Below are 11,510 nucleotides of genomic sequence, written 5' to 3'. Positions count from 1 at the left end.
GATTGCAGGACGCGGTCAGGCTCGGCCGAAGCCGATTCGGCCTGAGCCGCAATCGAAAGACAAACAAAGATCCTCGTGCTTGGAGGTCCCCTACGTCAAGATTCCGATGATGAAATGATCCTGACGACGAATGGCCGGGCCGGCCCTCACCATCGCACTGCTTCTGAAGACCTCGGAACTGGTCGATATCTGTCGGCAGTGGCTTCCCAGCAACCGTTACGAGTTGATGGTGCTGCCGATGGACGGCGAGGCCGATCTGGTCTCCCGACTCGAGCAGCAACGGGAAGCCATTGATGCCGTGGTGGTGGAGCAGCAGCTGCTCGATCCCGACACCCGGGACCAGCTGATGAGCACGGGGCTGCTGTTCCCCGCCGTGGTGGTGGGTGAGTTGAAGGGGCATGTGGATTACCACTCCGAGGAGCTGCATCTGGCCAGTGATCAGCTGGCGCAGCTCGGTTACAACATCGATGCCGCCATCTCCCGCTATCTGCGCCAAGGGCGGGTGGATGGCCGGCCCGATGAGGCGGCTTCACGGGCGGTGGGAACGCTGTCCCGTCGCCTGCAGGAGCGGCTCGGCTATCTGGGGGTCTTCTACAAGCGGGATCCTGCCCGCTTCCTCGGCAGCCTGCCGCCGGACGAACGGCATGAGCTGCTGGAGTCGCTGCAACGCACCTACCGGGATCTGCTGATCAGTTACTTCAGCGATCCGGCGGCCGCTAACCAGGCCTTGGAAAGCTTTGTGAATACCGCGTTCTTCATTGATCTGCCGATCACCCGCACGGTGGAGATCCACGTGGATCTGATTGATGAGTTCTGGAAACAGCTGCGTCTGGAAGGCCACAAGAACGACTTTCTTCAGGATTACCGCCTTGCGCTTCTGGATGTGATGGCCCATCTCTGTGAGATGTATCGGCGCTCCATCCCGCCGGACATCCCTCTCAGCGGTACGGGATCCTCCCGCTTCCGTCGGGAGCCTGATCTCCCAGAGGCGCCGGAGGTGTCGACATGAGTCCCCGCAAGACCTACATCCTCAAGCTCTATGTCGCCGGCAACACGCCCAATTCGATGCGGGCTCTCAAGACGCTGCGCAACATCCTCGAAACGGAATTCCGCGGTGTCTATGCCCTGAAGGTGATTGATGTGCTGAAGAATCCGCAGCTGGCGGAGGAGGACAAGATCCTCGCCACACCAACGCTGTCGAAGATCCTGCCGCCACCGGTGCGTCGCATCATCGGGGACCTCTCCGACCGGGAGCGGGTTCTGATCGGACTCGATCTTCTGTATGACGAGCTCACCGACAACGCGCTTGGGTCCGGATTGATCGATACCGTCGATGAGAACGACGTCACATCCGGCGTGGATTCTTAAGCGAGATGGTGATCACTCGCCTTCGCCGGTTGGATCTCACTACGTTCTGTTCATAAGTCCTAGCCATGCAGTTCCCTCCAGCCAGCGGCTCGACTCAGATGCAGGTTCAGAAGCTCCCGACAGGGATCGAGGGCTTCGATGATGTCTGCCAGGGCGGTCTTCCCATCGGACGCAGCACGCTGATCAGCGGCACCTCCGGTACCGGCAAGACCGTTTTCTCGCTCCATTTCCTGCATAACGGCGTCAAGCACTTCGACGAGCCCGGCATTTTCGTCACCTTCGAGGAGTCGCCCCTCGACATCCTGCGCAACGCGGCCAGCTTCGGCTGGAACCTGCAGGAGATGGTGGAGCAGGACAAGCTGTTCATCCTCGATGCCTCCCCCGACCCCGATGGTCAGGATGTGGCGGGCAGCTTTGACCTCTCCGGTCTGATCGAACGGATCAACTACGCCATCCGCAAGTACAAGGCGAAGCGGGTGGCGATCGATTCGATCACGGCTGTGTTCCAGCAGTACGACGCTGTGTTCGTCGTGCGTCGTGAGATCTTTCGGCTGATCGCACGACTCAAGGAGATCGGCGTCACCACGGTGATGACCACCGAACGGATAGATGAATACGGCCCGATCGCCCGCTACGGGGTTGAGGAATTCGTCTCCGACAATGTGGTGATCCTGCGCAACGTGCTGGAGGGTGAGCGCCGGCGACGCACGGTGGAGATCCTCAAGCTGCGCGGTACCACCCATATGAAGGGTGAATTCCCCTTCACGATGGGGACCCATGGCATCAGCGTCTTCCCGCTCGGGGCGATGCGGCTCACCCAGCGCTCCTCGAACGTGCGGGTCAGTTCCGGGGTGCCGCGGCTCGACGACATGTGCGGCGGCGGCTTCTTCAAGGATTCGATCATCCTCGCCACCGGTGCCACAGGGACCGGCAAGACGCTGCTGGTCTCGAAATTCATCGAGGATGCCTGCCGGAACAAGGAGCGGGCGATCCTGTTCGCCTACGAGGAATCCCGGGCTCAGCTGCTGCGTAACGGCACCAGCTGGGGCATCGACTTCGAGCAGATGGAGCAGGACGGTCTGCTCAAGATCATCTGCGCCTATCCCGAATCCACGGGCCTGGAGGATCACCTCCAGATCATCAAGACCGAGATCAGCCAGTTCAAGCCTTCGCGGATGGCAATCGATTCGCTCTCAGCTCTGGCTCGCGGTGTCAGCCACAACGCCTTCCGCCAGTTCGTGATCGGCGTGACCGGTTACGCCAAGCAGGAGGAGATCGCCGGCTTCTTCACGAACACCTCCGAGGAGTTCATGGGAAGTCATTCGATCACCGACTCCCACATCTCCACGATCACCGACACGATCCTGCTGCTGCAGTACGTGGAGATTCGCGGTGAGATGGCCCGGGCCCTCAACGTGTTCAAGATGCGCGGGTCTTGGCACGACAAGGGCATCCGCGAGTTCGTGATCACAGGCAACGGCCCGCAGATCAAGGATTCCTTCTCCAACTTCGAGCGGATCATCTCGGGTGTCCCCCATCGGGTGAGCACCGATGAGCGCAGTGAGCTCTCCCGCATCGCCCGTGGCGTCTCCAGCGAGGACTAGACCAGCTGCTCCATGCTGCTGCGCCGATCGGCCTGCAGCTGGAGCTCGTCGAGATCCGACTGCTGCAGGGGCAGGTCGAACCAGAAGGTGGTGCCCACCTCAAGCTCGCTGGCCATGAACACGCGGGCGCTGTGCTTTTCGAGAATGCCGCGCACGATCGAGAGCCCCAGCCCTGTGCCCACCTCTGTGTGAACGGCGTTCTCCACCCGGAAGAAGCGATCGAAGATCCGCACCTGGTCGGCATCGTTGATGCCGCAGCCTGTGTCGGCCACTTCTACCCGCAGCCGTGGCAGTGGAGAACTGAGCTGGCAGGTTGGCCCGTCATCGGTGACGCCGTTCAGCGCTCGCACCTGACAGGTGTCGGGCCATAGGTAGGCGCGTATCGCCAGCACACCACCGCTGCGGCTGAATTTCAGGGCGTTGCCGACAAGGTTGTCGAGCACCTGCAGCAGCAGATCCCAGTTCCCAACCACCTCCGGCAGGTCGGCTCGGGCGTCGAGCTCCAGCTTGACGCCTTTGTCGTCGGCATTGAGCCGGTAGGTGCGCAGGGTCTGCTCCATCGCCGGACGGATGTTCACCGGTTCGAGTTGGATGGCCCGGCCCGATTCCAGACGGGAGAGGTCGAGCACATCATTGACGAGGCGGGTGAGGCGATCGGTCTCGGCATTGGCAACACCGAGGAATTCCTTTTTCTCCTCCTCAGTCAGCTGATCGCCGAGGTCATGCAGGGTCTCCACATAGCTCTTGATGTTGAACAGCGGTGTCCGCAGTTCGTGGGAGACGTTGCTGATGAAACGACTCTGAGCAGCGTTCAGCTCCACTTCGCGGGTCAGATCCTGAACGGTGACGGCGATGCCCTTGAGGCTTTCACCGCTGGCATCGCGCACGGCCTGCATCACGATGCGCAGGGTGCGGGCCGGCTCCCCGACGCTGCAGCGCAGATCTTCGCTGTCGACATTGCCGGCGAGCAGTGCATCGAGGGGTGAATGCAGCTCGATCGCCAGAAGATCCGGAAGCTCCGCCACCAGCTCCCGGTTCTCCAGGTTGCGGCCCTCCCAGCGGAACAGGCGGCGGGCGGTGGGATTGGCGAGCACGATGCAGCCGGCGGCATCCAGCAGCACGGCCCCATCCGCCATGGTGGCGATCAGGGATTGCTGTTTCACCTGAGCGGCTGTGAGCTCTTCGATGTTGGCTTCGTCATAGGCCTCCAGCTGGGAGGCCATGGCATTGAATCCGGTGAGCAGTTCCCCCAGTTCGCCTGCCACCGGCAGATCGATGCGGGCCTGGAAGTTGCCGGCGGCCACCGAGCGCACGCCGCGCAGCAGCTCCTTCACCGGGCGGGTGATGGTGAGAGCGTTGAACACCGCCCCGAGGATCACCAGCACCCAGATGGAGATGAACACCGCCACGGTCACTTCGCGGGTGAGGGCCGCGCTGGCGAGGGCCGTCTCGTTGGGGTTCACGCCCAGCCCCAGCACGCCGTAATAGTGGTTGTCGCGGATCAGCGGAACGAACACATCGGTCACCCGTCCCTGGGGGGTGAGGTGCTGCCTGACCAGCGGGTTTTGAGGGCGACGGCGCAATTCCTCCGGCAACTCCAGTCGACGGCTCAGCCTCAGCTCCCCCTCCCCGCTGGTGGGCGTGGCACTGATCGGAATGCCGAGGTAGATAACCCCATCAGGGTCGGCGAAAAAGATGTAGCGGACGCTGCGGCTGGACCGCCAGAACTTCTCGGCGACATTCGCGAGTTCCCGGTCCTGCTCCTGCGCCACCAGTTCGGTGACATTGCCGGCAAGCAGCAGGCCAAGATCGCGGGCGTAGCGGGTGTCGTTCATCACGGCGTCCCTCTGGATGCCGTTGAGGGCCAGAAAGGTGATGCCGGTCATCACCAGGCTCACCACCAGGGTGGCGATCGCCAGCAGCTTGGTCTGCAGGCTGAATTCATCCCACCAGTCGGACATGCGCCGCCAGAAGGTGTCAGGACCCTTGGGAGGCCCACCTGACGGGGGAAGGGCCCAGTCTGCGATGGCTGCGTTGCCGTCGCTCATGCGTCCGTTCGCACCTGATGACCGATGTCCCGACGGTAGGTGATTCCCTCGAAGTCCACGTGCTCCAACCCGCTGTAGGCCTTCGCGAAGGCCGCATCGAAGCTGTCGCCCTGGGCCACTACCGCCAGCACTCTGCCGCCGGAGCTGTGCAGGGCACCGGCGGCGTCGCGGCTGGTGCCGGCATGAAACAGCTGGCGCTGCTCATCGGTGATCAGATCTAGCCGGATCGGGTCGCCTTTGCGTGGAGACTCCGGATAACCAGCAGCGGCAGCCACCACGCAGGCGCTGCAGGCGGCGGAGATGCTCAGTTCGGGGGCCAGGTCGAGACGACCGAGGGCGCAGGCCTGCAGCACCCGAGCCAGCTCCGGTCCCAGCAGCGGCATCAGCGTCTGGCATTCGGGGTCGCCGAAGCGGCAGTTGAATTCGATCACCTGCGGTCCGTCGTCGGTAAGCATCAGGCCGGCGTAGATGACGCCGCGGTAGTCGATGCCGCGCGCACGTAGGGCTGCCAGGGTGGGCTCGAGCACGCTGCGGCGCACCTGCTCCAGGCCGGTTGCATCCAGCAGCGGCGCCGGTGCATAGGCCCCCATGCCGCCTGTGTTGGGCCCCTTGTCTCCCTCCTCGAGCCGTTTGTGGTCCTGTGCCGTCGGCAGCAGCACCAGACGCTCGCCATCGCTGAGGGCGAACACCGACACCTCCGGGCCGCTGAGCCGCTCTTCCAGCACCAGATGGGAGCCGGCGTTGCCGAAGCGGCCGGCGCAGGCCGCACGGATCGCCGCCTCCGCCTCCGCCACCGTGTCCGCCACGGTCACGCCCTTGCCGGCGGCGAGTCCATCGGCCTTCACCACCAGCGGACGATTCACCTGTGCCAGCACCGCGAGGGCCTGCGCTTCGCTGTCCACCGCCCAGTGGCCGGCGGTGGGGACGCCCGCGTCCTGCATCAGCTCTTTGGCCCACGCCTTGCTCGCCTCCAGCAGGGCGCCGTCGGCCCCGGGACCGAACACCGCCAGACCGGCTGCCCGCAGGGCATCGGCGACACCGGCCGCCAGCGGTGCCTCCGGCCCCACCACCACCAGATCGATCGCCTGCTCCCGGCAGTGGTGGATCAACCCCTCCGCGTCGTCTTCGGCCACTGCCGCTTGATGGGGGCCGCTGCCGCCGTTGCCGGGGCTGACCCAGACCGTCTCGATGCCCGGGCAACGTCCCAGTGCCCAGGCGAGCGCGTGTTCCCGACCGCCTCCACCGACAACGAGCAGGCGCTGCAGCTCGGGGAGTGTGCTGGGACGGGCTGTCGACATGGCCATGGGCGCTGGGGGACGAGAAGGGCCTCGTAGGTTTCCTTTGTAAACCGCAGCCCGCCATGGGGATGCCCGCTCTGCCGCTGGTTCTGACGCTGATGGCGGCCGTGCCTGCTGTCCAGGCGGCGCCTGCCGCTCCGATGGTGGAGCCGGAGTTTCAACAGCTGCTGCTGGAGGGGGATCTGATCGCTCTGGAGCAGGCCTGTCGTGATGCCCTGGATTTCGGCCTCGACCAACGGCTGCAGCAGCTGCGCGACCGACTGCTCGGGCTGCATCCCTCGCCCGAGTCGCTGGAGCTGGTGCTGGCCAATGCCGGGGCCCTGATGACCTGCCATTCGCCGGAGAGCGCCGGGGTGGTGCTCAACCGCTACAGCCCTGGCCAGGGAGACGAATGGCGACCCTGGTTGCTGCTGCGCTGGCAGGCGGCTTCGGCAGCGCTGGATCACCGCCAGGCGGCGCTGGCACTGCGGCGGCTGGTGAAGGGAGACCTGGCGGCTCTGGAACGCGAGACGCTTCCTGGCGGCAATGGCCTGGTGCAACTGGCTGAGCATGAAGCGGCGTCCGGACGTCCGCAGGCGGCGGTGGATGTGCTGCTCAACGGCAGCAGCACAGGTGTGGCCGGAGCACGGCGGCTGGCCCGCGCAGCGGAGTTGCTGGCGGAAACGGAGTCGCTGGAGGAGGAGGCCAGCCAGGCCGACCAGCTGCTGGAGCAGGCGATTGAACTGGCCGCTACGGAGGAGGCCTGGAGCCTGGCGGTGGAGCTGCTGCAGTTGCAACTGAGGCTGCAGCTGGCGGGTGGTGGGGATGGAGCCCGTCCCCGTCAACGGCTGGAACAGCTGACGGCACGGTTGGATGACCACTACGGCTATTGGCGCCGCCGGAGCGTTGGTCATGCTGCGGTAGGAGACACCAGCGATGCCCCCGCGCCATGACCCCTGATCACGGAGATCTGCTCTATGAGGGCAAGGCGAAGCGGGTGTATGAGGCCTCCCAGCCGGACCGGGTGCTGGTGGAGTTCAAGAACGATGCCACCGCCTTCAATGCTCAGAAGCGTGCCCAGCTTGCGGACAAGGGTCGACTGAACTGCCAGATTTCAGCCCGGCTGTTCGAGCGACTGGAGGCCGAAGGCATCCCCACCCATTACCTGGGTCTGGCCTCAGACACCTGGATGGTGGTGCAGCGGGTCGCGATCATTCCGCTGGAGGTGGTGCTGCGCAACATCGCCACCGGCTCCCTGTGCCGTGAGACCCCGATCGCCGAGGGCACGGTGATCGAGCCAGCCCTGCTCGACCTCTACTACAAGGACGACGGCCTCGGGGATCCGTTGCTCAGCGAAGCCCGGGTGCGACTGCTGGGGGTGGTGGAACCCGAGCAACTGTCAGCGATCGAACAACTCGCGCGCCGTGTGAACGATGTGCTCCGGCCGTTTTTCGCCGATTTGGAGCTGCAGCTGGTGGACTTCAAGCTGGAACTGGGCTTCAACGCTGCGGGTCAGTTGCTGCTGGCGGATGAGATCAGCCCTGACACCTGCCGGCTCTGGGACCGACGCAGCAGCGATGCCCAGGACCGCATCCTCGACAAGGATCGATTCCGACAGGACCTCGGCGGTGTGATGGAGGCCTACGGGGAGGTCCTCAAACGGGTCCAAGCCTCCTGCGCCGACCCCCGCAACTGCATGTAAGTTCGGCGGACGTTTTTGTGGCTCCAGCCCGGAACCCGCCTCGATGATCCGACGCCTCCCCCGCCACTCCTCGGTTTCCGTCCGGAAGGGAGTGGTGGGATTGGCCCTGTTGCTGCCGCTGCTGTCGCCCCCTCTGCAGGCCCAGGAGACTCCGGTTGAGGAGTCCGTGCCTGTCGCCGAGGATCCCGTCACCTCCGTGGAGGTTGAAGAGACGACGGTGATCGAGGAGCCACGGGTGCTGATCTCCGAGGTGCTGATCGTCGGCCTCAGTGAGCATCCGGAGGAAGAACGCCTGCAGCTGGAGGCCTACGAGGCGATGCAGGTGCGTCCCGGCCGTCGCGTCACTCGCGCTGAACTGCAACGCGACCTGAATGCGGTGCAGGCGACGGGCTGGTTCTCCGATGTTCGAATCACTCCGGAAGACAGCCCTCTGGGTGTGCGGGTGATCGTGCAGGTGGAGCCCTTCCCCACCCTCAGCAGCGTGGTGCTGTCGCCGGACTTCGAGGACCTGCCGGAGTCGCAGATCGAGGACACCTTCGGTGCCGATTACGGCCGCACGCTGAACCTCAACGATCTGCAGAAGCGGATGAAGGAGCTCCAGAAATGGTTCTCCGATCAGGGCTACTCCTTGGCCCGTATCTCCGGTCCGGAGCGGGTGAGTCCTGAAGGCGAGGTGACGCTGAAGCTCACCCAGGGCGAGGTGGCCGGCATCGAGGTGGAGTTCGTCAACAAGGAAGGCGAAACCAGCGATGAGAACGGCAATCCGATCGGCGGCAAGACCAAGGACTGGGTGGTCACGCGGGAGATCTCGATCAAGCCGGGAGACCCCTTCAACCGCAACCTGCTGGAGAAGGACATCAAACGCCTCTACGGCACCCAGCTGTTCAGTGACATCAAGGTGTCTCTGCGTCCTGTGCCGGAGCAGCCCGGCGACGTCGTCATCGTGCTTGGCATTGTCGAGCAGTCCACCGGCCAGGTCTCCGGCGGTCTCGGCTACAGCCAGAGCCAGGGTGTGTTCGGTCAGGTGCAGTTGCAGGACACCAACCTGCTGGGCCGAGCCTGGAATCTGGGCCTGAATGTCACCTACGGCCAGTACGGGGCACTGGCCAACCTCAACTTCACCGACCCCTGGATCCACGGCGACAGCCACCGCACCTCCTTCCGCGGCTCACTGTTCATCAGCCAGCAGGTGCCCCAGGTGTTCCAGAGCGAGGACAGCGGCAATATCCGCACCGTTGACGGTTATGCCGACAACGGAAACAAGTACGCGTACAACATCAACCAGGACAAGAATCCGGCGGATGACACGTTCAACTCGGTCAACAAGGCTGAGAAAGAGTTCCCCAACCGCAGCTGGTTGGATTACGAAGGTGATGCCGTTGCACTGCGCAAGATCGGTGGCAGCTTCTCCTTCAGCCGTCCGCTGAACGGCGGAGATCCCTTCAAGTCGACCCCATGGCGTGCCCTGGCCGGACTGTCCATCGCCAATGTGCGGCCGATCAATTTCGCCGGAGATTCCCGCCCTTACGGCGTCTCGACCAGCAACTTCAAGAACGGAAAGGTCAAGAACAAGGACGTCATCTGCGTTGGTTTCAACTGCGCTGATTCCAATGATCTGGTGGGCCTGCGCCTAGCCACCACCTACAACAACCTCAACGACGCCCGCAATCCAACCGAGGGCAGCTTCTTCACCCTCAGCACCGAACAGTTCATCGGTGTCAATGAAAACTCCCCCACCTTCAACCGGCTTCGGGGCAGCTACACCCGCTTCTTCCCGGTGAACTGGCTGAAGCTGCACAAGGGTTGCCGTCCCAATCCCGGTGAGCAGGCTGACTGCCCGCAGGCGATCGGTTTCCAGGTGAAGGGGGGCAAGATCCTCGGTGAAGCGCCCGCCTACGAAGCCTTCTGCATGGGCGGATCGAACTCGATCCGCGGTTGGTACGACTGTGATCTGGCCGTCTCCAAAGCCTTCGGGGAAGTCACCCTCGAGTACCGCTTCCCGATCATCAGCATCTTCCAGGGTGAGGTGTTCGTGGATGCCGGCACCGACTTCGACACCCAGAGCAGCGTTCCCGGCAAGCCCGGACTGCTGCTGGGCAAGGACGGTTCGGGTGTTTCGGTGGGCACGGGCGTGATCGTCAAGACACCGGTGGGCCCCCTGCGGATGGAGGTGGCCAGCAAGGACTTCACCGGCGACTGGCGTTTCAATCTCGGAGTCGGCTGGAAGTTCTAGTGACCAACTGGCCGCAGGACTACACGGGAGCCTGGACCCTCGCTGCTGAGACCGGTTGTTCAGGTATCGGTCTGCACAGCGGCGGAGACAGCGTCGTGGAGCTGCGTCCCAGTGAACGGCCTGGATTTCATCTGAGTGTGGACGGCGATGAGCCGATCCGTCTGCGTCCGGATCAGGTGCTCGACAGTCCGCTCTGCACCACCCTGGTGCTCGGCGAGCGGCGGGTGGCCACGGTTGAGCACCTGCTGGCGGCCTTGGCCGGCTGCGGCCTCAGCCATGTGGAGATCCGGGTGAATGGCGAGGAGGTGCCGCTGCTGGATGGTTCAGCTCTGAACTGGGTGGAGGCGATCGCCGAAGCCGGCCTGCAGCCCGCGGCCACCCCACGCCCGGCTGCCCCGACCCTGGACGCCCCTCTGGTGCGCCATCGCGGCAGCAGCGTGATCACGGCCACGCCGGCGGAGCGGTTCAGCCTCGTCGGCATGATCGACTTCCCTCAACCCGCCATCGGCCGGCAGCAACTGGCGATCGAGCTGACGCCGCAACGCTTCGTGGAGGAGATCGCCCCGGCCCGCACCTTCGGCTTCCGAGAACAGGTGGAGCAGCTGCGGGCTGCTGGCCTGATTCAGGGTGGGGCCCTCGACAATGCCCTCGTCTGCGATGGCGATCACTGGCTGAATCCACCGCTGCGGTTCGAGGATGAACCGGTGCGCCATAAGCTCTTGGACCTGATCGGCGATCTGGCCCTGGTGGGCTTCCCACAGGCACAGGTGCTGGTCTACCGGGGCTCTCACGGGCTCCATACCGAGCTCGCTGCTGCCCTGTGACTGATTCCCCCACCTCCGCCGTCGTGCTCAGCAGTGAGCAGATCGCCGGGCTGTTGCCGCACCGTTATCCCTTTGCGCTGGTGGATCGGGTGATCGCCCATGAACCGGGTGTTTCAGCGACGGCGATCAAGAACGTGACACTCAATGAGCCGCAGTTCCAGGGACATTTCCCAGAGCGGCCCCTGATGCCGGGGGTGCTGATCGTTGAGGCGATGGCTCAGGTGGGCGGCTTGATCGTCACCCAGATGCCAGATCTGCCCAAGGGCCTGTTCGTATTCGCCGGCATTGACGGGGTACGCTTCCGCCGCCCTGTGGTGCCTGGCGATCAGCTGTTGATTCACTGCGAACTGCTCAGCCTCAAACGCAAGCGCTTCGGCAAGGTGAAGGCCGAGGCGACGGTGGAGGGTGAACGGGTCTGCGCCGGTGAGCTGATGTTCTCCCTGGTGGACTGAGA

10 protein-coding genes are annotated in these 11,510 nt (G+C 64.2%); 8 read left to right on the top strand and 2 right to left on the bottom strand.

Annotated elements, in window-relative coordinates:
• Window positions 1–130 precede the first annotated feature (130 nt).
• From SynA15127_RS10460 to kaiC, 3 genes are all read left to right on the top strand, one after another.
• On the top strand, window positions 131–1,009 hold the full coding sequence (locus tag SynA15127_RS10460; protein ID WP_186484055.1) for a circadian clock protein KaiA: 879 nt from the start codon (window positions 131–133) through the stop codon (window positions 1,007–1,009).
• Window positions 1,006–1,368 (top strand): circadian clock protein KaiB, encoded by a 363-nt coding sequence (kaiB, locus tag SynA15127_RS10455; protein WP_043692576.1) that lies wholly within the window; start codon window positions 1,006–1,008, stop codon window positions 1,366–1,368. The genes SynA15127_RS10460 and kaiB overlap by 4 nt, the downstream gene beginning before the upstream one ends.
• Before the next feature lie 65 nt (window positions 1,369–1,433).
• Window positions 1,434–2,972 carry a circadian clock protein KaiC gene (gene kaiC / locus SynA15127_RS10450; RefSeq protein ID WP_043692575.1) on the top strand — a complete coding sequence of 513 codons (1,539 nt, stop codon included), beginning with the start codon at window positions 1,434–1,436 and terminating at the stop codon, window positions 2,970–2,972.
• Here the strand turns inward: kaiC and SynA15127_RS10445 are convergent.
• Together SynA15127_RS10445 and purD are read right to left on the bottom strand one after the other, a co-directional pair.
• Entirely contained in the window at window positions 2,969–5,020 is a 2,052-nt protein-coding gene (locus tag SynA15127_RS10445; RefSeq protein ID WP_186484054.1) for an ATP-binding protein, read from the bottom strand. The genes kaiC and SynA15127_RS10445 overlap by 4 nt on opposite strands.
• Window positions 5,017–6,324, bottom strand: a complete 1,308-nt coding sequence (purD, locus tag SynA15127_RS10440) for a phosphoribosylamine--glycine ligase (RefSeq protein ID WP_186484053.1) — start codon at window positions 6,322–6,324, stop codon at window positions 5,017–5,019. Before purD ends, SynA15127_RS10445 begins: the two co-directional genes overlap by 4 nt.
• A 56-nt stretch (window positions 6,325–6,380) precedes the next feature.
• On the opposite strand from purD, the gene SynA15127_RS10435 reads away from it, so the two are divergent.
• The 5 genes from SynA15127_RS10435 to fabZ are packed head-to-tail and all read left to right on the top strand — an operon-like array spanning window position 6,381 to window position 11,508.
• Window positions 6,381–7,250: a hypothetical protein gene (locus SynA15127_RS10435; RefSeq protein ID WP_186484052.1), complete on the top strand. Its 870-nt coding sequence runs from the start codon at window positions 6,381–6,383 to the stop codon at window positions 7,248–7,250.
• Window positions 7,247–7,999, top strand: a complete 753-nt coding sequence (gene purC, locus SynA15127_RS10430; protein ID WP_186484051.1) for a phosphoribosylaminoimidazolesuccinocarboxamide synthase — start codon at window positions 7,247–7,249, stop codon at window positions 7,997–7,999. The genes SynA15127_RS10435 and purC overlap by 4 nt, the downstream gene beginning before the upstream one ends.
• 43 nt (window positions 8,000–8,042) lie before the next feature.
• Window positions 8,043–10,232, top strand: coding sequence for a BamA/TamA family outer membrane protein (locus SynA15127_RS10425; RefSeq protein ID WP_186484050.1), 2,190 nt, complete (start codon window positions 8,043–8,045; stop codon window positions 10,230–10,232).
• Window positions 10,232–11,056 carry a UDP-3-O-acyl-N-acetylglucosamine deacetylase gene (lpxC, locus tag SynA15127_RS10420; RefSeq protein ID WP_186484049.1) on the top strand — a complete coding sequence of 275 codons (825 nt, stop codon included), beginning with the start codon at window positions 10,232–10,234 and terminating at the stop codon, window positions 11,054–11,056. The genes SynA15127_RS10425 and lpxC overlap by 1 nt, the downstream gene beginning before the upstream one ends.
• Window positions 11,053–11,508, top strand: a complete 456-nt coding sequence (fabZ, locus tag SynA15127_RS10415; protein WP_043692560.1) for a 3-hydroxyacyl-ACP dehydratase FabZ — start codon at window positions 11,053–11,055, stop codon at window positions 11,506–11,508. The genes lpxC and fabZ overlap by 4 nt, the downstream gene beginning before the upstream one ends.
• Window positions 11,509–11,510 lie beyond the last annotated feature (2 nt).

The sequence above is a fragment of the Synechococcus sp. A15-127 genome (assembly GCF_014280215.1).
Lineage (GTDB): Bacteria > Cyanobacteriota > Cyanobacteriia > PCC-6307 > Cyanobiaceae > Parasynechococcus.
The sequence above is the reverse complement of the archived record's forward strand: the minus strand, read 5'-3'. Positions and strand labels throughout refer to the sequence as shown.